Raw genomic sequence first — 21678 nt, forward strand, 5'->3', positions numbered from 1 at the left:
CGGCACACCCTACACGGAAACAAGGCTGATGAACCAATTCCAGGGATCTCACATCCTGTCTGTAAGCCAGTTAAATCTGGACAATATTCAAACCATTTTTGACGTTGCCAAACGCATGACTCCATATGCACTACGGGAAAAACGTACCCGAGTGCTCGACGGTGCCATCCTCAGTAACCTGTTTTTTGAACCCAGTACCCGTACCCGCGTCAGCTTTGGCTGCGCCTTTGACCTGTTGGGTGGCCGAGTAGCCGAGACTGTCGGCATGGCCAATTCATCGCTGTCCAAAGGTGAATCGCTGTACGATAGCGCCCGCGTACTGTCTAGCTATTCCGATGTGATTGCCATGCGTCACCCTCAGTCCTTCTCAGTCAAAGAGTTCGCCGAAGGTTCCCGCGTGCCCGTAATTAACGGCGGCGACGGTGCCAATGAGCACCCAACCCAAGCACTGCTGGATCTGTTTACCATTAAAAAAGAGCTGAACAGTAATGGGCTGACCATCAATGGTATGCATATCGCCATGGTGGGTGATTTGAAATTTGGCCGTACCGTGCACTCACTGTCACGCCTATTGTGCATGTATAAAAACATCAGCTTCACGCTGATTTCACCAAAAGAGTTGGCGATGCCAGACTCTGTGATCGCCGACATTGAAAATGCTGGCCATCGCGTCACAATTACCGATCAATTGGAAGGTAATTTACATGATGCTGATATTCTGTATCTGACTCGGATCCAGGAAGAGCGCTTCCCGTCTCAAGAAGAAGCCGATAAGTATCGTGGCAAATTCCGTTTAAACAGTGCCATCTACACCAAAAACTGTAAATCCAATACTGTTATCATGCACCCCCTGCCACGGGATTCCCGGGCACAGGCCAACGAGCTGGATAACGATCTCAACAACCATCCTTACTTGGCAATTTTCCGCCAGGCGGATAATGGCTTGTTGATCCGTATGGCACTGTTCGCCCTGACACTCGGCGTTGCCGATCAACTGGAAAAATACGAGTGTCCGGTCAACTGGTATTCACGTAAGGCCGACAGATAAGTCGGTTATCAACTGTAAGGAAATGATATGACCCGTTCTGAAGACCTGTTTGAACAGGCCAAGCAAACTATTCCCGGCGGTGTTAATTCACCGGTGCGCGCCTTTAACGGTGTAGGCGGCACGCCACTGTTTATCGACAAGGCCGATGGCGCATACATCTATGACGCCGATGGCAAGGCTTATGTGGATTATGTGGGCTCATGGGGACCGATGATCCTGGGTCACAATCATCCCAAAATCCGCGAAGCCGTGTTAAACGCTGTAGCAAATGGCTTGTCTTTTGGTGCACCAACCGCACTGGAAGTGGAAATGGCGCAAAAAGTTCGTGAAATGGTGCCATCCATTGAACAGGTGCGCATGGTAAGTTCAGGCACAGAAGCCACCATGAGTGCTATTCGTCTGGCTCGTGGTTTTACCAAACGCGACAAAATCCTCAAGTTTGAAGGGTGTTACCACGGTCATGCCGACTGCCTGCTGGTAAAAGCCGGTTCTGGGGCACTGACTATGGGCCAGCCAAGTTCTCCAGGGATCCCAGAGGACTTTGCCAAGCATACGCTGACTGCCGAGTACAACAATCTCGATTCAGTGAAAGCTTTGTTCGAACAATATCCGCAGGAGATCGCCTGTATCATCGTTGAGCCCGTTGCCGGTAATATGAACTGTGTGCCACCACAACCAGGCTTCTTGCAAGGGTTGCGTGCGATATGTGATGACTACCAAGCGCTGTTAATCATCGATGAAGTGATGACAGGGTTCCGCGTCTCCAAAGGCGGCGCCCAAGGCTATTATGGCGTAACACCCGATCTCACCACTTTGGGTAAAGTGATTGGTGGTGGTATGCCAGTGGGCGCGTTTGGCGGCCGTAAAGATGTGATGCAATACATTGCACCAACCGGGCCGGTTTATCAGGCGGGCACGCTTTCTGGTAACCCCATCGCGATGAGTGCCGGCCTGGCGCAACTGGAAGCGTTATGTGAACCTGGGATCTATGAAGCGCTGGCAGAAAAAACCAAACGTGTCGCAGAAGGCATCAAGGCGGCTGCGGCCAAACATGGCATATCAATGGCGGTAAACTACGTAGGTGGCATGTTCGGTCTGTTCTTCACCGATGCTCCAGAAGTCACCAACTTTGCACAAGTCACCAAGTGCAATGTCGAGCAGTTTAAAGTGTTTTATCACGGTATGCTGGATGAAGGTGTGTACTTGGCACCGAGTGCTTTTGAAGCAGGCTTCTTGTCGCTGGCTCACGGTGACCAAGAGATTGCTGCCACCTTGGCTGCCGCAGATAAAGTATTTGCCAGTATGAAATAATTCATACCATTGACTGAGAAGACGGGGCGTTGTGTCCCGTTTTTTTATGGCATGCCGTTGCCATCATGATGCACGGCTAACACCGCTAAGAGCCCCGCCGTAATAGTAACGCTACAGGATATATCAGCGCCTACAACCAATACCACCCGACCAAAGTCCCATCATTTCTAGGGAGTTAGCAGATTGCAACCCCGCCTGCAATGTGTTCAGATCTGTGCGCTTTATCACACTAACCTTAATTAAAGCTTGATAGCCAACTGACTAGGCTGGCGCTGATTCTGGCAGGGACGACCCATGCTGCACACTTTTTTACTCATTCTGGCAGTGCTGGCACTGCTTAGCATTATTTTTGAAGAAGTCACTCACATCAACAAGGCGAAAACCACGCTGTTTTTAGGTTGCATCTCATGGATTGCCTTGTTCGTTGCGGCAGGCGACAGCACTCATCAACGGCTGATCCAGCAACGGTTATCCGAAAACCTGTTGGAAATCGCTACGTTATGGTTGTTTTTAATGTCAACCATGACCTTTGTTGCCTACCTGAACGCTAAGGGCATGATCCAGATAATCGTTGCCAAGCTGTTTCCACAACAGATCAGCGTCAGGATGCTGATGATCCAAGTGGCCCTGTTCTCACTCGGGCTCTCGGCTATCTGTGACAATGTCACGGCAACGTTAGTGTCACTAGGACTATTAACGACTTTCCAGCTCGACAGCCATCTTAAACGGCGGATGGCGGTACTGATTATTTTTGCGGTTAACTCTGGCGGAGTGTCATTGATCACTGGTGACGTAACTACCCTGATGATTTTTTTGGATGGGCATGTGCACATGGTAGATCTGCTGTTGCTGGTGATCCCGGCAGCAGTGGCGGTTATTTTACTGGCCATTTTGTTCTCGCTGAGTGCCAAAGGCACAGTCACCGCCGCACCAGTACAACAGCAATATGAAACAGTTGACCTGGTCATCGCACTGATTTTCATCAGCACCATCATCCTGACGATGCTACTTAATATCTTATTTGGTATTCCGCCGGTGCTTACCTTTCTTAGCGGATTATCGGTGATGTTTCTGGTGGGTAAAACGGTTCACACCGATACCGAAGAGATCCGCATCCTCGAATATATTCGCCAAGTGGAATACGACACCCTACTGTTTTTCTTGGGGATCCTGTTACTGGTGGGGATGCTCAAAGAGATTGGTGTACTCGATCAACTCGCACAAGTTTATGCGGGACATAATCCAGATATTGCCAATTTTGTCACCGGTATGGGGTCAGCGCTGCTGGATAACGTGCCACTGACAGCCGCCCTGCTTAAAGCCGATCCACAGTTAGAACTGTCTGGCTGGTTAGGGCTGACTTATGCGGTGGGCGTTGGCGGTTCCTTGCTGGTAATCGGTTCAGCTTCGGGCATTATTGCCATGAGCAAGGTTAAAGAGCTGACGTTTGTTTCCTATCTTAAATATGTACCACCACTGTTGCTGTCATACTGCACTGGCTATGGCCTGACACTATTATTAGGGCATTATCTTAATCACTGAAAATGCCCCATATCCGCAAGAGAAAAGGCGCTTAACCGCGCCTTTTTCATCATTAAATCGCCGGGACTTTAAAGTGCGTCCCTTGAATATCCAGCACCACATCACGTGGCCGGATCTCAATAATCTTGAGCTTTCCCTTAATCTTGTCGCCTTCCTGTAACTCCTTGCCGTCCACATTCAGCCAACGCTTAGCAGGATCTGTTGCGTACATATGCGCGGTAATATTGAATTCTGGCACCTGTAGCTGCAAGCTGGCGGGCAAGTTACCATATGAAGGATATTGCAGGTTCTGTGGTTTCGGTACCGGTTGTTCATCAGTCGGTGTAATCGGCTTATCAATCGCGTTACGCCGCTCGACTTCACTCAACGCCGCCTGAAACTTGGCAATCAAAGCCTGCTGGTCATCCTGTGCAGGTTGCGGTTGATCCTCCAGGCCATTCTCATCTGCGGCTGTCTGTACTTCACTTTTCAGCTCTTTTAGCGCTTGCAATCCCCGTTGATTTGGCTGAGCGCCGAGAATAATCGGTTCATTGCCATCGTCAGCCGCCACACTTGCAGTTGCCTGTGGTTGAGGTTGGGCGTTAGATGTTGGCACCGCCGCCGTTGTGGTGTCATTTGGCTGGGGCTGGGGTTGCGGCACCACCGGAGCACTGTACTGTGGCATTGGCAACGGCTGCGCGATAGGTAAAGCCGCACGGCCGGCGACCCGAACCTCAGGTTCAGTTGCAGAATCTTTGACAACCGCCTCATTAATAAGCGGTTTGCGGGTATCCACCGCTGACACTTGCGGTGTGGATGTTGGCACTATCGCTGGGGACTGAGCCTGCCACAGTTGCCAAGCAAACGCCAATGCGCCGCCAACAGCCAAAGCAGCCACAACCGCCAATGCAATTGGCAACCAGGGGAACGCTGCTGGCGTTTCTACAGGGAAACGAGGGGCCAAGACCGGATCGAGATTATCATCCAGTTGTTGTTGCTTGGCTCGGGTGACCGCGTCTAACAGAATTGACATCAGCGAACGCCTCCGCTTTGCAGCACTGGGCCAAGATTATGCTGATAGATACTCAGTTGTGCGAGTGTTGCCAAAGACGCATTGCTATCAACAGCTAAGCCATGTTGCCGCTGGAACGCCTTGAGTTCCTGTTCCAACTCAGTATCAAAGTAGCTCATCACCCGCGGTTGCCGTTGCGCTGCTGTCGCCAAAGCGTTTTCCAGCCATTGTACTTTTTCAAGGCTAGACACTGGCGTGATGGCCTGTTGCGCCTGTTCAGGTGGCTGCCACAATAACTCATACATGCCACTGAAGTGCTGATTGAACCAATCCATGCTCACCCAGAACTGCTGCTCGCCCAATTGCAGCAGCAGTTGTTGCGCGTTGCTGGCAACTAGCGTCCCATAAAATGCTTTACCTGCATCGTCAGTGAGATACACCACTGCCGGATAATTCAGTTGTTGCAGCGAACTCAAGTTTCCTTGCTGTTGAAAACACGCCATGCCCAATTGGCTGGCGGATTGGCAAGCAGAAACGCCCGCATAAGGAGCTTTATTCCATAAACCAAATAAGGCAGCAAAGGCTGTATCTATATCACGGCTCTTATCGATAGCGCCGTTTAATACCCGCTCGGTCAAATCAGCCTGTTTATTAGCCTGCACAGCTGCTGGCTTGGCAGGGGTCAACGCCACTGTGTTTTCTGAGGCTTGTGCCTGATTCATCGCCTGGTGATAGTTCAACCAGTAATATCCGCCACCGAAGGCCACGACCACCACTAATGCAGCAGATAATGGCAGCCACCAGCGACGTTTTTGTGGTAATTCGCCGAGCACTTCGGCCGCCGCCGCATTCACCATCTTCCTATCAATAGGCGTTTTTGACTGGCCATAGCCAGCCATGAGCGCGCGTTCGCACAACAAGTTAATGATGCGGGGAATGCCGCCACTAAAGCGGTGTAATGCGCGAATCGCCCCTTTGTTGAACAAAGGTTCCATCCGCCCGGCGACCTGCAACCTGTGTTGCACATATAGCGCGACTTCCTGCTCAGTTAACGGCAACAAGTGATAGCGCGCCGTAATACGTTGCGCTAGCTGCCGCAATTCCTGCCGTTTCAGTAGTTGTTGTAATTCAGGCTGACCGATAAGAATGACCTGCAACAACTTTTTGGTATCGGTTTCTAGGTTGGTCAGCAAGCGCAGTTGCTCCAGCACTTCTGGACGCAGATGCTGCGCTTCATCAATGATCATGACGGTGTTTCTGCCCGCCTGATGATTATTGAGCAGAAAACGGCTGATAAGGTCGGTAAGCTGCTTGAGTGTGGGGGTTTCGCCGTAGTGAATACCTAACTCATCACACAAGGTTGCCAGCAACTCAGCTTCTGTCAGTGACGGGTTCAGAATAAAAGCTGTGTCAGTATTCTCCGGCAGTTGTCGCAACAGACAACGCGACACCGTGGTTTTACCGGTGCCAACTTCACCAGTCAACAATACAAACCCACCGGTTTCGCCCAGACCATATTTCAGGTGTGCCAACGCTTCCCGATGACGATCACTTAAAAACAGGTAACTGGGGTTGGGAGCAATGGAAAACGGGTTATCACTCAGTCCGTAAAACGCCTTGTACATGAGCTCGGCAATCCTTGGTTGAAAGAGACAGCCCAGTGTAAGACAAGGCGGATGTTTGTCAAAACCTCCAGAGGGGAATTGTGTGATCGCTCGATGAAGTCCACAGCAATCATTGCTCGTGTTATCCTCTGCAGATACGAATTAGTGAAGGATTTAGGGTAAGTGCAGATATATCTGGTTGGCGGCGCAGTACGCGATCAAATGCTGGGGTTGGCCGTTAAAGATCAAGATCATGTCGTGGTAGGAGCAACCGAGCAGCAAATGCTAGCACTTGGCTATCGTCAAGTGGGTAAAGATTTTCCGGTATTTCTGCATCCACAAACGCAAGAAGAATATGCCCTCGCACGTACTGAACGCAAAACCGGACGCGGTTACGGCGGTTTTAGCTGTTATGCCAGCCCGGATGTTACGCTTGAACAGGACTTGCTAAGACGCGATCTCACCATTAACGCCATGGCCTTGGATGCTGATGGCAAACTGTACGATCCCTTCAACGGCCAGCAGGACATACAACAACGTATCCTGCGCCATGTTTCACCTGCATTTGTTGAAGACCCATTGCGAGTACTGCGAGTTGCGCGCTTTGCCGCACGTTTTGCCCCGCAAGGCTTCACCATCGCCACCGAAACCCTCGCGCTGATGCAACAGATTGCCGACAGTGGAGAACTACAGGCCTTGACCGCCGAAAGAGTATGGCAAGAACTGGAAAAAGTCTTGCACGGCGCTGAACCGCAGGTCTTTTTTGAAGTGCTGCGCAGCTGCAATGCCCTGCAACCATTAATGCCAGAACTGGATGCATTGTTTGGGATACCGCAGCCGGCTAAGTGGCACCCAGAAATTGACACCGGCATCCACACCATGATGGCTCTCAAACAGGCCGCCAAGCTGACGCCGGATACGCAAGTACGCTTCGCAACGTTAATACATGATTTGGGCAAAGCGCTGACACCGAAAGAACTGTTGCCAAAACATCATGGTCACGGTCAGCGAGGACTTGCCCCTATCCGTCAGTTATGTGAACGTTTGCGGGTGCCCGCCGAATATCGGGACTTGGCACTACTCGCCAGCGATCAACACCAGAATATTCACATACTGGCGGAGTTGCGCCCGGAAACCATACTGAAATTGTTCGACAAAGCCGATTTCTGGCGCAAACCACATCGCTTAAAACAACTGGCCTTAATATGTCAGGCTGACGCCACTGGTCGGTTGGGATTGGAGCAGCAAGACTATCCCCAAGCCAGACTGTTACAGCAGCTGTTTGACGCTGCCATCACAGTTAATGTGCAACCAATTATTGATGCCGGATATCAAGGAGCGGCTATTCGTGAACAGCTAAACCTGCAGCGTCTGGAAAAAATCAGTCTTGTTAAGCAAAACTACGTAAAAAATGGCACAATTTGTTAGAAATTTCGTAGAGAAATCCAGAATTTGCCACTGAAACTTGCTTTTCTGATCATATTGGATAAGGTAAAAGGAGTTTTTGTTAATACCCATAGCAAATTAAATTGGCTATGAGATAATAAGCACGAATCGGTTGAACATCAGCCGAACGACTAAAAACCAAACCTTTAAAAGGGATTTCTTCATGAACAAAAAGTACTGATGATTGCTGGCGTAGCAATGACTGCTCTGTTAGGTGGCTGTGCAAACACCACTGCTTTGGAAGAAAGCGTTGCCAACTTGGGTAACAAAGTTGACCAACTGTCTGCCGAAGTAAGCGCAATGAAAGCTGACCAGAGCAAACTGTCTGCTGACGTGAAAGATGCCAAAGCAGCTGCTCTGGACGCTCAGGCTGAAGCAAAACGCGCTAACGACCGTCTGGACAATGTAGCTACTCGCTACAAAAAGTAATAATGGTGGTTTACTCCGCCATAGAAATCGGCAACACCAAGGTGTTGCCGATTTTTTTACCTGCTAGCTAAGCCTCATCCAGGGTTTTGCTGAACAAGCACCAACCGTTAATTGCTGTGCAACACAATAAATCCACACAGACCAATGCCCAGCAATAGTCGGTAAATCACAAAGGGTGTCATCCCCATTTTACTGATGATCTTAAGGAAATAATGGATACAAGCATAAGCGGCAACAAATGAAATAGAGGTTCCGAGGATCAACGCCCGCATATCCAGCGGCTCAGCGCTTTCCGCCAGATCCTTCACCACTAAAATGGCCGCGCCCAGGCTCACAGGAACCGACATCAGGAACGAAAAACGTGCGGCGGCTTCACGGGTTAACCCCAACATTAAAGCTGCCGTCATGGTGATGCCGGAACGAGAAGTACCAGGAATAAGTGCCAGCGCTTGCGCAAAACCAATCATCAGCGATTTACGCCAACCAGATTGATACTCTGTCAGCGCCAGCCGGGAGTGTTTGTCTGCCCACCACAACAACAAGCCAAATACGATGGTCGTAAAGGCGATCACGCTAGCACTGCGCAGATGGGTTTCAATAAACCCTTTTGCCATGAATCCAAAGAACACGGCGGGCAACGTTGCTAAAATAATCCACCAGGCCAGTTGGCTTTCATTGCTGGTTTCCCGCTTGGCAATACTCGCCAGCCAAGCCTTTGCCATGCGGTATAACTCATGACGAAAATAGATCACTACCGCCAACAGTGAACCGGTATTAACCGCGACATCAAACGACAATCCCTGATCCTGCCAACCCAGCAGTTGCGATGGCAAAATCAAATGGGCAGAACTGGAAATCGGCAGAAATTCAGTCAATCCCTGAATAAGCGCGAGAATGACCACCTGTATAATATCCATACAACTCCTTGAAATATCAGGCCAACTGGCCAAAATCTACGGCTACCGGCCAAAGTTTCTGGCGCGTTTTATCATATTCATCCCACAGCTGTGCGTAGGACTTACCGGCAATTGGATGCACTAATGTCGGCGCAAGTTCCGCCAGTGGCCATAAAACAAAAGCATTGGTGAGAATTTCAGCACGCGGTAATACCACCGGGGTCTGGCATACCTGCGCATCGTAGAGTAACAAATCAAGATCCAGCGTACGTGGCGCAAATTTTTTCGCACCCGGTAACCGCCCATGCCGCAATTCAATGGCTTTAAAACAAGCCACCACGGCGGCCACCGGCATCTCGGTCTGTAGAGATACCACCATGTTGAGAAAGTTGCTGCCGTTAAAGCCTACCGACTCACTTTCGTAAACCGGTGAACAACTGAGTTCTCCAAAAATTGTCTGCAGTTCCAGCAGTCCCGCCTGTAGATAACGCGCGGGTTCAATATTGCTGCCCAGACTGATAAAAATACGACTCACGCTGACTACCTGCTACGTTCAATTTCAACGCCAACAGCTTGGGCTGCGGCCACGGCGCCAGGTTTCATCACCCGCACCTTTACCCAAGGCACGAAAAACTCTTCAAGCAGACAGTGGGCAACACGTTCGGCAACCGTTTCAATGAGTTCTATTGGTTTTTCGGTGATCAGCTGTACCACCCTTTTACTGACAGTTTCATAACACAGCGCCTGCTGGTAATCGTCGTGCTCTGCCGCCGCTCGGTTATCCCAAGCCATTTCCAGATCCAGAACCAATGTCTGATGCAGCTGTTTTTCCCAGTCATAGATGCCAATCACAGTATCCACCTGCAGCCCGGTTATCAGGACTTTATCCATAGTATTCCTTGCAGATAATGGAGGTCAGATAAGCTTTCACAGCTAAAGCCGGTATAATCCACGCTTTACCTCCGGATATTAGCGGTCAGCTCTTTCTCACAGAACTAAGTTTCAGTAGGATAAGACGCTGGTGGAGATGCTACGCCATGAGCATAACCATCTAGCCGTTTAAGCCGCCCGTTGGGTGTGCGCGATAATACCTTAAGACGTGTAAGGAAACCAATTTGAATACCGTAGTGCTGATAATTGTCATGATAGCCGTGGCTTACCTGCTCGGCTCTATCTCCAGCGCCATTCTGGTATGTCGTCTCAAGGGATTACCGGATCCTCGCAGCAAAGGCTCGAAAAATCCTGGTGCCACCAATGTGTTGCGAATTGGCGGAGTATGGGCCGCCGCACTGGTATTCTTTTTCGATATGCTCAAAGGTGCTCTCCCCGCATATGGAGCCTACTTGTTGGGGATCCACGGCATATGGCTAGGGGTGATTGCAATCTCTGCTTGCCTCGGACATATGTTTCCGCTGTTTTTTGATTTTAAAGGCGGTAAAGGCGTGGCTACGGCGTTAGGCGCCATGGCACCTATCAGTTACATGGCAGTCAGTTTGATGGGCACCTGGCTGTTAGTCGTGTTGCTGACCCGCTATTCATCCCTAGCAGCCATTGTGACTTGTCTGCTCGCGCCGCTCTATACACTCTGGTTTGATGATCGTTTCACCCTACCGGTCACCATGCTGTCAGCGCTGATCATTTGGCGTCACAAAGATAACATTCGTCGGCTCTTCCAAGGTGAAGAGCCAAAGATGTTTCGTAATAAGAAAAACTAATCGAGGGTTAAATCGCAGGTAAGGAGTCTAAAGGCCAACGCGGTTGGGCCTTTACCGCTAAATCTTCAGTGGCTCCCGCCTTCAACCGCTGTAAGCCCGCATAAGCGATCATGGCACCATTATCTGTGCAAAACTCGCCGCGAGGATAAAACACCCGGCCATGGCGCTTTTGCATCAGCTCGGCTAGCGCCGCACGTAAGCGCTGATTGGCGCTAACGCCACCCGCAATGACCAAACGCTGATATCCAGTCAATTCCAACGCGCGGCGGCATTTAATGGCTAAGGTATCCACCACCGCCTCTTCAAAAGCCCGAGCAATATTGGCACGGGTCTGTTCATCATCAGGTTCTGCTGCAATAGTGTTAGCGGCAAAAGTTTTCAACCCGGAAAAACTGAAATCCAACCCGGGACGATCTGTCATTGGCCTGGGGAATTTGTAATCAGTTGTTTCCCCTTCGCGGCCAACTTAGATAAGCGCGGACCGCCGGGATAATCCAGCCCCATCAATTTAGCTGTTTTATCAAAGGCTTCACCGGCAGCATCGTCAATCGACTCACCCAGTACCTGATAACGCCCAATGCCCTGCACATCAACCAGCATCGAGTGGCCACCAGAAACCAATAACGCCACGAAAGGAAATTCAGGCGCTTCCGCTTCTAGCATAGGCGCCAGTAGGTGCCCTTCCATGTGATGCACGCCAACGGCAGGCTTGTTCCAAGCAAACGCCAGTGAACGGCCAACACAGGCGCCAACCAATAATGCGCCAATCAACCCAGGACCTTTGGTATAAGCGATGCCATCCAGATCTTCGATGCGAGTCTCGGCCTTAGCCAGCGCTTCACGGATCAGCGGTACAATTTTACGGACATGATCACGGGACGCTAATTCCGGCACCACGCCACCATAATCGGCGTGCAGCTTTACTTGGCTGTATAACGCGTGGGAAAGTAATCCCAATTTGTCGTCATAAATGGCGATACCTGTCTCATCACAGGAACTTTCAATACCTAATACCCGCATGATGCTTACTACAAAATCCAACAACTACAATGGCCGCTAATTCTACTGTGATTACCTAGGAATATCCAACCGGAATGCCATAAACTAACAGAGTGTCCCCTTTACAAGAGAGGGGGAATCGGTTTAGAATTCCGCACCATTTTTAATCTGACTTGTGTCACGTCTAGTGACTCAATACAAATTACACCTAAGGGGTGATGGCGTATGCCAATTATTAAAGTACGTGAAAATGAACCATTCGACGTTGCTCTGCGTCGTTTCAAGCGCTCTTGCGAAAAAGCTGGTATTCTGGCAGACGTGCGTGCTCGTGAGTTTTATGAAAAACCTACTACAGCTCGTAAACGTGCCAAAGCTGCGGCGGTAAAACGTCTGGCTAAGAAACTTTCTCGCGAAAACGCTCGTCGCGTACGTTTGTACTAATCACTGTTATGAGCCTTACAGAACAGCTTAAAGCGCAGATGAAACAGGCTATGGTGGCCAAAGAAAAGGCCCGCCTAAGCACTATTCGGATGGCGCTTGCTGCTATCAAGCAGGTTGAAGTGGATACCCGCGAGACCCTGACAGACGAGCAGGTAATAGCTGTGCTGACCAAGATGGTGAAACAACGGCGTGATGCAATCGAGCAGTATCAAGCCGCTGGACGTCCTGAGTTAGCCGCTGCAGAAGAAGCAGAAGTTCTGGTACTGAAAGAATTTCTGCCGCAACCTTTGAGTGATGATGAACTTCATCAAATCATTGATGCTGCGATTAAAGCCACGGGTGCGTCGTCCATAGCCGATATGGGCAAAGTGATGGGATTAGTCAAAAACCAGGTATTAGGTCGGGCCAATATGGGTGCAGTAAGCACTCAAATAAAAGCCAAACTGCAGTAATCTGGTGTAGTTTTACAAACAAGCCGTGCTTCAGCGCGGCTTGTTTGTTTACATCGGTCTAAGGGCGAAGACTGAAACGCATGGCAATACCTAGAGATTTTATCAACGAGCTTATTGCTCGAACCGATATCGTCGATCTCATCGACCACAAAGTGCCGTTAAAAAAGCCGGTAAGAATTATGCTGCCTGCTGCCCGTTCCACAGTGAAAAATCTCCCTCTTTTACCGTCAGCCGTGAAAAACAGTTTTACCATTGTTTCGGCTGTGGTGCCCATGGCAATGCTATCGACTTTGTCATGGAATATGAACGCATGGACTTCCTTGATGCTATCGGTGAACTCGCCGGGCAATTAGGGCTGGAAGTGCCACGCGAGTCTGGTAATCGTGCCGATGAAAGCATCAGCCGCGATTTGTACCAACTTATGGAAGACGCCGGACGTTATTTTCAAAAACAACTGCGCAGCCATCCACAAAAACAACGGGTATTAGATTACCTGCAACAGCGTGGATTATCTGAAGAGATTGTTGAACGTTTTGGTATCGGTTATGCGCCTGATGGCTGGGATAACCTGCTGAACTTGTATGCTCAAAAACCACAACTACAAGAGAAGTTACTAACAGCAGGCATGCTCATCAATAATGAGCAAGGTCGCCGCTATGATCGCTTCCGCGATAGGCTGATGTTTCCTATCCGTGATCGTCGTGGCAGGGTCATCGCATTTGGTGGCCGAGTCCTGGGTGACGGTACGCCGAAATACTTGAATTCACCAGAAACGCCCATATTTCATAAGGGCAATGAGCTTTATGGCCTTTATGAACTCAGGCAGCAACACCGCGATCCACAACGGATATTGATTGTTGAAGGTTATATGGATGTGGTAGCACTGGCGCAGTTTGGCGTTGATTACGCGGTAGCCTCGCTGGGCACATCGACGACCGCCGAACAGTTCCAGCTACTGCTACGCAGTGCTAAAGAAGTCGTGTGTTGCTACGATGGCGATAATGCCGGACGCGAAGCCGCATGGCGCGCACTAGAAACCGCCCTGCCGATGCTCAAACCTGGCGATACCGTACGTTTTATGTTCTTGCCGCAGAGCGAAGATCCAGATTCTATGGTGCGCAAAGCAGGCAAAGAAGCGTTTGAGCAGTTGATTGACAGCGCCCAGCCACTGCAAGAGTTTCTGTTTGATACATTAACGGGACGTAATAGCAACGATAAAGCATCGCTTGCCAAGCAAGCCATGACACTAATAGAACGCATTCAAGACAATGTGTTACAGAACCTATTACTGGAAAATCTCGCGTATCGTTTGCGTATGGGAAACCTTGAAGAGATGAAGCGCCGCTTGGGTTTTCAACCCAAGAGTATTGCGCAAACACAGCAGCAACAGACATTAAAAGGCAGAGGCACGCCCTTAAGATTGGCAATTGCCCTGCTGGTACAGGATCCCCGTTTAGGGGTTAACTTAGTGCCTCAACCGGCACTACAATTTTTGAAAATGGCCGGCATAGAGTTGCTGGTTCGCTTGTTAGAGTTGACTCGAAACCAAACGTTGAACAGCGCTCAACTACTTGAATATTACCGGGATACGGAAGATTACCCGATCCTGACCAAACTGGCCCAATGGGACCATCAAGTGGCGGATGATAACGTGCAGCAAGAGTTTAAAACAGCATTGGTATGGCTGAATAATCAATATATTGAACAGCGTTACCAAGAACTAAGTCTGAAGCAAGATCTGAGTAAAGACGAAAAGTTACAGCTTAAGAAGCTGATCGCCGCAATGAAGCGATCATAATGTAAAATTTTCCGCTCTTAGCAATTGCTCTGGGCTGGCACAGTATTGTGCAAATGGTTATAATTGATGGTTTGCGCGGCACACTAGAGTTGTCGTTGCTTATCGTTGTAACAGTTACCAAATTGGATGATATCTATGGATCATACTCCGCAGTCGCAACTTAAACTGTTGCTCGCAAAAGGTAAAGAGCAAGGTTATCTAACCTATGCAGAAGTGAACGATCACTTACCTGCCGACATGGTCGATTCAGACCAGATCGAAGATATTATCCAGATGATAAATGACATGGGTATCAAGGTGTTTGAAGAAGCGCCTGACGCCGATGACATTATGATGTCTGAAGACAACACTGACGATGACGCAGCAGAAGAAGCTGCTGCTGCGCTGGCTTCAGTTGAAAACGAACTGGGACGTACTACCGATCCTGTGCGCATGTATATGCGCGAAATGGGGACCGTAGAATTGTTAACCCGCGAGGGTGAAATCCAGATCGCTAAGCGTATCGAAGAAGGGATTAACGAAGTCCAAGGTTCTGTGGCGGAATATCCACAAGCTATTTCAATGATCCTGGAACAATATGATCAATATGAAGCCGATCAGTTGCGTCTGTCTGACATTATCTCTGGATTTGTAAATCCTGATGAAGATGACATGGCCCCTACCGCCACTCATATCGGTTCCGAACTGTCTGATGATGATTTAGACGATGAAGATGATCTCGATGATGATGACGAAGATGGCGACAACTCCGACAGCGAGGATGATGACGGTTCAAAAGGACCTGATCCTGAAGAAGCGCGTGAACGTTTCGCACAGCTACGTGCTGCCTACGAAAACTCACTGAAAATCATCGCCGAAAAAGGTCGTAATCACCCACATGCCGTAGGAGCACTGTTTGAAATTGGCGAAATCTTCAAAGAGTTTCGTTTAGTTCCAAAACAGTTTGATCGCTTAGTTAAAAGCATGCGTGCCATGATGGACAAAGTGCGCGTGCAAGAACGGCTGATCATGAAGCTGTGCGTTGAACAAGCGAAGATGCCAAAGAAAAACTTTATCAAGTTGTTCGGTGGCAACGAAACCGATATTAGCTGGTTCCAGAAAGAGGCTAGCGCGGCCAAAGCGTATTCCGATGCACTGAAAGCTGTAGAAGAAGACGTTGTCCGTTGCCATAGCAAACTGGCAGCGATAGAGGCCGAAACCGGTCTATCGATTACCGCGATCAAGGATATCAGCCGCCGTATGAGTATCGGCGAAGCGAAGGCTCGCCGTGCCAAGAAAGAGATGGTGGAAGCTAACCTGCGTCTGGTTATTTCTATTGCGAAGAAATACACCAACCGCGGTCTGCAATTCCTAGATCTTATTCAGGAAGGCAACATCGGTTTGATGAAGGCCGTAGATAAATTTGAATACCGCCGTGGTTACAAATTTTCTACCTATGCTACTTGGTGGATCCGTCAGGCAATCACCCGTTCAATCGCTGACCAAGCACGTACCATTCGTATTCCGGTACACATGATTGAAACCATCAACAAGCTGAACCGTATTTCACGGCAGATGCTGCAAGAGATGGGGCGAGAGCCGTCACCAGAAGAGCTGGCTGAACGCATGATGATGCCTGAGGATAAAATCCGTAAGGTGCTCAAAATTGCCAAAGAGCCAATCTCCATGGAAACCCCTATCGGTGATGATGAAGATTCGCATCTGGGTGACTTTATTGAAGACACCACTCTGGAACTGCCACTGGACAGCGCCACCAGCGAAAGTCTGAAACAAGCAACTCATGAAGTGCTGGCAGGTTTGACCGCACGTGAAGCTAAAGTGTTGCGTATGCGTTTCGGTATCGACATGAACACCGACCACACATTGGAAGAAGTAGGTAAACAGTTCGACGTTACTCGTGAACGTATTCGTCAGATTGAAGCAAAGGCGTTGCGAAAACTGCGCCACCCAAGTCGCTCAGAAATTCTGAAATCCTTCTTGGATGAATAACCCTTAATTGCTAAAAAACCCGCATCTGCGGGTTTTTTATTGCCAATTTATCAGTGGTTGCATAACAGATAACCAGTTGAAAGCGTTACAGTTCAATAAGCAGTAAAACACGGGTGACAAGCTTGGACAAAGTTCGTATACTCACACCCGCTTGACGTAAACACCGTTAGCACGGCCCCTTAGCTCAGTTGGTTAGAGCACACGACTCATAATCGTTAGGTCCACGGTTCAAGTCCGTGAGGGGCCACCATCAAATTCCACGAAGAAGCCTGTTTTTACAGGCTTTTTTGTTTTTTGCTCCTACTGCTCAAAATGCCAAAAAAGTTGTTTTTTTGCTGGTGCGACCTCTGCGCTGCCGAAAAATTAACCCAGAATCTCTTGGTATGTACTAAATTCAGTTAACTCACCACAAAACAACCTCCTCGTCTCTTTGCCTCGAATGAGTGCAGCGGTAACATCTGCTGTTCGTAACATTGCACCTATATGGGGCGGGCACTTTTCATCGTTTTCAGCCAAAGATAACGCTTGATGAAGGACACGTTAATCTTATTGAAGAAGGTGGTGATGTAGCGATTAACTAACGCATCACTAGCCGGCTGCCGACTTTCAACCATTAGGATAGTGTTATCTGCCTCACCTAACTACCTAGGAAAAGCGGTATTCCTAATCACCCTCAGAAACGCGCAGAATACGATATTTATTTTATAGTCATTATCTTTCAGGGAATAAAGATCCGACAGGAACCGTCGGCGTTTATACCAACCAGAGTTTAATATCCGATAACGGCAATACCTGCGGTGCAGCGCGCTTTAGACAACTTGGGGATTATTTCCCAGCCAGCGTTTATGGTTGATAGCAATTTAGCCGAAGGAATATTGGGTAAATTAAGACCTAAATTTCGCGCCATTGAGTGAGATATAAATGCGACTTACCCTAGCCGAAATACGTTTTCACTAAAGTCAGGGCATTAATTGCTATTTGAGTAAAAGTGTTCAGGAGAATATAGGCCCATAGGGCTAACCTTTGGTAACTATAATAAATTATTGTTTTTTTAACATGCCTTTTTAATATTTCACGCTTCCAAAGGACAAAAACAATTTAGCTGTCGTTACAGAAAAATTGACCCAAATAGGGACACGCCCATATGCATTTGCACCAAGTTAGTGCCACATGCCAACCTGCTTTAAAACTTCTTATTTAATTTTTTCATGATCTATCGATTGAGCGAACGCCATTAAAATTTATTCTGCGTTGTTCACGATAACGCAGTGGATCGCCCCCTCCATCATCAAAATACCCCGCTAATTTCGGCAATGCCAACATATCGCCAAAGCTAAGCAGAGCGCTTATATACCGGCTTTCGTGCAGCCCCGGCACTAGCATTGCATAACACCCGAGTAAAGAAAAATAATATGTTTATTAAATTTCACATTGACATGGATCATGGAAATTATTAAACATAATAAATGTGAGCAGATATGAACAAGATGTAAAAAACATTAATAAAACGTAATTTCACAGAGGTAATGGAATGGATATGAGCGATGCTCCAGTATTTTCAGGTTTCATAGAAGAGTTTGGTCTTTGGACTCATGAGCAGCAAGAGGCGGCGAAGAAAATAGCTGCGATGGCGGAAAATGGAGAATTGAAGACGTTTCGCGTATCTGTGCCAGATGCGCAATCTAAACTTCGCTCTAAAACGCTTCTTCCCGGCGCATTCAAGTCAGCGCTACGAGATGGCGTAGAATTCACTAGCGCCTACTTTAGCTTCGATTCGGCTGAGGGTGTCGCATTTAACCCCTTCAGTAAGGAAGGCGGACTGGGTATGGACGAAATGCACGGTTTCTCCAACGCCATTCTCGTTCCTGATCCATTGACCTTCCGAGTCTTACCTTGGGCGCCAACGGTTGGTTGGGTGCTTTGTGATATTTACCTACGTGATGGTCGGCCGGTTCCTTTTGATGGGCGCTACCAACTGAAATCAGCCATTTCACGTTTGAAGAATCTTGGTTTCAAATTGGTCACTGGGCTTGAAGTGGAGTTCTATGTAACCCGCGTGACCGACCAAAATCTTGGTGAACAGAATATGGGTGGTTTAGGTGTGCCACCAGCGCCCCCTCAGTTGAAGCACTATGGCGTGGTTTTTCTTATATGTCAGAAGATCAACAAGATAAGATTAGTGAAATCACCGACACCCTCGCGGAAAATTGTCTTGCACTGGGGTTGCCACTGCGCACCATGGAAGACGAAATGGGCCCCGGCCAACTTGAGTTTACCTTTGATGTACAAGATCCACTAGAAGCCGCCGATTCAATGGTGCTGTTCCGTTCGATGGTAAAACAGACAATGGCGCGCATGGGGCTGCATGCCACCTTCATGGCGAAGCCAATTTTCTCCAGTTTTGTTGCTTCAGGCTGGCATTTACATCAGAGTCTTTCAGCGCCAGGGGTGCCAAACGCCTTTGTTGCCGCACCTAACAGCGAAGAAGTCCTCTCCCCTACCGGTTTGTCATATGTTGCTGGACTCCTGGAACACGCGGTTGAAGCATCAGTATTTACCAACCCAACAATCAATGGCTACCGTCGCCGTAAACCAAACTCCTTAGCGCCAGATCGCTCAACTTGGGGCTACGACAACCGCGCCGCAATGGTACGTGTGCAAGGTCGCCCAAGACATATGTCTGGACATATTGAAAACCGTATTGGTGAGCCGACAGCCAACCCTTACCTTTATATTGCATCGCAAATTCTGAGTGGTTGCGACGGATTGGAACGCAAGCTTCATCCGGGGCCAATGGAGTCAAACCCATACGAAGCTACCCATCGCCCCAAACTGCCCACAAATCTAATGGAAGCCACCGAAGCGCTGGACAAGAGTGAATTCTTCCGCTCGGCCATGGGTGACGGCTTCATTAATTGGTTGGTTACCATGAAGAAAAGTGAAATCAACCGCTTCCTTGCTGCCGAACCCAATTGGGAGCAAAAACCAGATGTAGTGACCCAATGGGAACATCACGAATACTTCACTCGCTACTAATACAATAAAAAATAAGGAGATTTCTTGTGAGCATTCAGACTAGCAGCCCCCATTTTGATCATCTTATTGAAGCGGGGCGAGTCCATCGCACGCTCTACACAGATGGCGACATTTTTGATCTAGAAATGAGCCGCATTTTTGGTGGCACCTGGACATTTCTAGCACATGCAAGTGAACTGCCGAAACCGAATGACTTTGTACGCAAACGTCTCGGTAAACGCCCGGTGATAGTGACCCGTGATCGTGATGGCAATTTTCATGGTTTGCTCAATCGTTGCACCCATCGTGGTGCCACCATTTGCCGACACGACGAAGGCAATGCCCGTCGCTTTACTTGCCCGTACCACAACTGGTCATTTACCAATACGGGAGATCTTGCCGCCGTGCCCATTGAAGACGGCTACGGCCCAGCGTTTGACAAGCAAGAGTTAGGGCTCGGCAAGCTACGAGTTGAGAGCTATCGCGGCTTTATTTTCGGCACCTTCAATACTGAGTTACCCGACTTAAAAACGCACCTTGGTCCGTCAGCAGCTTTGCTAGATGAATGGCTAGACCGCTGGCCAGGCGCGGAACTGCAACTACGCCGTGGACAAACCAAGTTTAGCTGCGCTGGCAACTGGAAGTTAATTTATGACAATGCCGCCGATGGTTACCACCCGGGCTATTCCCATGCTTCGCTGCTACGTATGCGCAAAGACCGCTACGGCGGAGGTGTCGATATGCAATGGGCGCTTGGCAATGTTGATGAAGGTCTGCAAACCGTTTCTGACTGTGGTAATGGCGGTACTTTCATTGACCAACGTGCAGAGATCAAACGTTTTTGGGATCAGTCCGCCCCAATGCCGGGCGAAAGTGCTTATGAGCGTGTGATCAAAGAGAAATTAGGCGATAAAGCGGATGCCGCCCTCGATGTGGTTATGGGCTCAGGCATGAACCTGAATATCTTCCCTAACCTGTTGATTATCGGTAACCAGATCCAGGTGATAGAGCCACAAAGCGTGAACAAAACCCATATCAACTGGTATGCCACGGCGCTGGTAGCAGACGACCTGCCGGATGAAGTCAATTCACTACGCATGCGTTTACAAGAAGACTTCCCTTCCTTTGGCGAACCGGACGACTTAGCCAATTTCGAAGAGTGTCAAATCGGCCTCGAAATTGAAGAAGTCGAGTGGGTACAAACGGGGCGTCACCTGGATACAGGCAAAGAATACATCGGCGCAAAAGGAATGCTAAGCGGCCCAGTTTCTGACGAGCTGCCGCTGCGGGTTTTCTGGAAAGAATGGCTCAAGCGCATAGAACAAGGCAATTTGGGGGTAGCAAAATGAGCGTGAATACAGATCCAATGCAGGATGGCTTCACCCTTGAAGACATTCTACGCGATACGCTTGAGTCAACTTATATTGACGATGCTTATTATGCCAAACTGCGTAACGACATGCAGGAATGGGAAGGCTGCGGCACAGTACTGAATAATGAGGAACGCCACGCCTATGAATCGCTAATCCTCCATGAAAACTGGTTACTTGATCGTCGCGCCTTCGAAAAATGGTATCAGCTCTACAGCCGTGAATGTGTGTATTGGGTGCCAGCCGTTGGCGATTTACCCGATGCCGAGCGCGCGGATCCACAGCGTCAGGTGACCATCGCCTTCGATGACCGCCGTCGTCTTGGGGACAGAATTGTCTGGCTCAGAACTGGCGTGGCTTATTCTCAGCTGCCGCCGTCCTATACCTCGCATGTGAGCACCGCTTTTGTGCGTCTGCCTTCAGAAAACGCAGGTGAGGTGAAGATTCGTTCACAGTTTCTGATCCAAGAGATGCGCGCGGGCCATGAAATCCAAACATTTAGTGGTTGGATGGGACATGTCTTTATTAAAGAAGACGGCGTTACCAAAATTGCTCGCAAAGTGGTTTGCCTGCTTGATGCGCCACGCAACCACCACAATCTGACATTTTTGCTGTGAGATAAGCAGATGAAT

Annotated in this window: 17 protein-coding genes, 1 tRNA gene and 3 pseudogenes; 15 read left to right on the plus strand and 6 right to left on the minus strand. The window is 49.0% G+C overall.

Annotated features, from left to right (window positions below):
* The first annotated feature begins 28 nt into the window (after positions 1-28).
* The 3 genes from KHX94_RS02545 to nhaD all read left to right on the plus strand — a co-directional run bounded on the left by KHX94_RS02545 (position 29) and on the right by nhaD (position 3901).
* The gene (locus KHX94_RS02545) at positions 29-1048 is read left to right on the plus strand and encodes an aspartate carbamoyltransferase (RefSeq protein ID WP_213682247.1); all 1020 of its coding nucleotides are present in this window, start codon (positions 29-31) and stop codon (positions 1046-1048) included.
* A gap of 27 nt (positions 1049-1075) precedes the next feature.
* Positions 1076-2359, plus strand: coding sequence for a glutamate-1-semialdehyde 2,1-aminomutase (hemL, locus tag KHX94_RS02550; protein WP_213682248.1), 1284 nt, complete (start codon positions 1076-1078; stop codon positions 2357-2359).
* Between the two features lie 294 nt (positions 2360-2653).
* Positions 2654-3901 carry a sodium:proton antiporter NhaD gene (gene nhaD / locus KHX94_RS02555; RefSeq protein ID WP_213682249.1) on the plus strand — a complete coding sequence of 416 codons (1248 nt, stop codon included), beginning with the start codon at positions 2654-2656 and terminating at the stop codon, positions 3899-3901.
* A gap of 52 nt (positions 3902-3953) precedes the next feature.
* On the opposite strand, the gene KHX94_RS02560 is transcribed toward nhaD, so the two are convergent.
* Together KHX94_RS02560 and KHX94_RS02565 are read right to left on the minus strand one after the other, a co-directional pair.
* Positions 3954-4913 (minus strand): general secretion pathway protein GspB, encoded by a 960-nt coding sequence (locus KHX94_RS02560; RefSeq protein ID WP_213682250.1) that lies wholly within the window; start codon positions 4911-4913, stop codon positions 3954-3956.
* Positions 4913-6517, minus strand: coding sequence for an AAA family ATPase (locus KHX94_RS02565; RefSeq protein ID WP_213682251.1), 1605 nt, complete (start codon positions 6515-6517; stop codon positions 4913-4915). Before KHX94_RS02565 ends, KHX94_RS02560 begins: the two co-directional genes overlap by 1 nt.
* A 162-nt stretch (positions 6518-6679) precedes the next feature.
* Here KHX94_RS02565 and KHX94_RS02570 point away from each other — a divergent pair, with 162 nt between their 5' ends.
* Together KHX94_RS02570 and KHX94_RS02575 are read left to right on the plus strand one after the other, a co-directional pair.
* Positions 6680-7924 carry a multifunctional CCA addition/repair protein gene (locus KHX94_RS02570; protein WP_213682252.1) on the plus strand — a complete coding sequence of 415 codons (1245 nt, stop codon included), beginning with the start codon at positions 6680-6682 and terminating at the stop codon, positions 7922-7924.
* A 198-nt stretch (positions 7925-8122) separates the two neighbouring features.
* Entirely contained in the window at positions 8123-8371 is a 249-nt protein-coding gene (locus KHX94_RS02575) for an Lpp/OprI family alanine-zipper lipoprotein (protein ID WP_213682253.1), read from the plus strand.
* Between the two features lie 107 nt (positions 8372-8478).
* Here the strand turns inward: KHX94_RS02575 and KHX94_RS02580 are convergent, their stop codons facing one another.
* The 3 genes and pseudogenes from KHX94_RS02580 to folB all read right to left on the minus strand — a co-directional run bounded on the left by KHX94_RS02580 (position 8479) and on the right by folB (position 10158).
* Positions 8479-9288 carry an undecaprenyl-diphosphate phosphatase gene (locus KHX94_RS02580; protein ID WP_213682254.1) on the minus strand — a complete coding sequence of 270 codons (810 nt, stop codon included), beginning with the start codon at positions 9286-9288 and terminating at the stop codon, positions 8479-8481.
* Positions 9243-9802, minus strand: a pseudogene (gene folK, locus KHX94_RS02585) (2-amino-4-hydroxy-6-hydroxymethyldihydropteridine diphosphokinase). Before folK ends, KHX94_RS02580 begins: the two are co-directional and overlap by 46 nt.
* 5 nt (positions 9803-9807) lie before the next feature.
* Positions 9808-10158: a dihydroneopterin aldolase gene (gene folB, locus KHX94_RS02590; RefSeq protein ID WP_213682256.1), complete on the minus strand. Its 351-nt coding sequence runs from the start codon at positions 10156-10158 to the stop codon at positions 9808-9810.
* Between the two features lie 224 nt (positions 10159-10382).
* Here folB and plsY point away from each other — a divergent pair, with 224 nt between their 5' ends.
* A complete protein-coding gene (gene plsY, locus KHX94_RS02595) occupies positions 10383-10982 on the plus strand; it encodes a glycerol-3-phosphate 1-O-acyltransferase PlsY (RefSeq protein ID WP_280529609.1) in 600 nt (199 codons plus the stop codon).
* Positions 10983-10989: 7 nt separating this feature from the next.
* Here the strand turns inward: plsY and tsaD are convergent.
* A pseudogene (gene tsaD, locus KHX94_RS02600) lies at positions 10990-12002 on the minus strand (tRNA (adenosine(37)-N6)-threonylcarbamoyltransferase complex transferase subunit TsaD).
* Positions 12003-12206: 204 nt separating this feature from the next.
* Between tsaD and rpsU the strand changes: the two are divergent.
* The 9 genes and pseudogenes from rpsU (at position 12207) to KHX94_RS02640 (ending at position 21663) form a co-directional block, all read left to right on the plus strand.
* A complete protein-coding gene (gene rpsU, locus KHX94_RS02605; protein ID WP_006080725.1) occupies positions 12207-12422 on the plus strand; it encodes a 30S ribosomal protein S21 in 216 nt (71 codons plus the stop codon).
* Between the two features lie 8 nt (positions 12423-12430).
* Positions 12431-12874 carry a GatB/YqeY domain-containing protein gene (locus tag KHX94_RS02610; RefSeq protein ID WP_213682257.1) on the plus strand — a complete coding sequence of 148 codons (444 nt, stop codon included), beginning with the start codon at positions 12431-12433 and terminating at the stop codon, positions 12872-12874.
* An 80-nt stretch (positions 12875-12954) separates the two neighbouring features.
* Positions 12955-14672: pseudogene (dnaG, locus tag KHX94_RS02615) on the plus strand (DNA primase).
* Positions 14673-14807: 135 nt separating this feature from the next.
* Positions 14808-16661 carry an RNA polymerase sigma factor RpoD gene (gene rpoD / locus KHX94_RS02620; protein WP_213682258.1) on the plus strand — a complete coding sequence of 618 codons (1854 nt, stop codon included), beginning with the start codon at positions 14808-14810 and terminating at the stop codon, positions 16659-16661.
* 173 nt (positions 16662-16834) lie between these two features.
* Positions 16835-16911: transfer RNA gene (locus KHX94_RS02625), tRNA-Ile, on the plus strand.
* 1287 nt (positions 16912-18198) lie between these two features.
* Positions 18199-18960: a type I glutamate--ammonia ligase gene (locus KHX94_RS20050; RefSeq protein WP_244859290.1), complete on the plus strand. Its 762-nt coding sequence runs from the start codon at positions 18199-18201 to the stop codon at positions 18958-18960.
* Positions 18846-19697 carry a type I glutamate--ammonia ligase gene (locus KHX94_RS02630; protein ID WP_244859408.1) on the plus strand — a complete coding sequence of 284 codons (852 nt, stop codon included), beginning with the start codon at positions 18846-18848 and terminating at the stop codon, positions 19695-19697. Before KHX94_RS20050 ends, KHX94_RS02630 begins: the two co-directional genes overlap by 115 nt.
* A gap of 26 nt (positions 19698-19723) precedes the next feature.
* Positions 19724-21025 (plus strand): aromatic ring-hydroxylating oxygenase subunit alpha, encoded by a 1302-nt coding sequence (locus KHX94_RS02635; RefSeq protein ID WP_213682260.1) that lies wholly within the window; start codon positions 19724-19726, stop codon positions 21023-21025.
* Positions 21026-21027: 2 nt separating this feature from the next.
* Positions 21028-21663 (plus strand): aromatic-ring-hydroxylating dioxygenase subunit beta, encoded by a 636-nt coding sequence (locus tag KHX94_RS02640; RefSeq protein WP_213682261.1) that lies wholly within the window; start codon positions 21028-21030, stop codon positions 21661-21663.
* The last annotated feature ends 15 nt before the right edge of the window (positions 21664-21678 follow it).

The organism is Shewanella dokdonensis, from assembly GCF_018394335.1.
GTDB lineage: Bacteria > Pseudomonadota > Gammaproteobacteria > Enterobacterales > Shewanellaceae > Shewanella > Shewanella dokdonensis.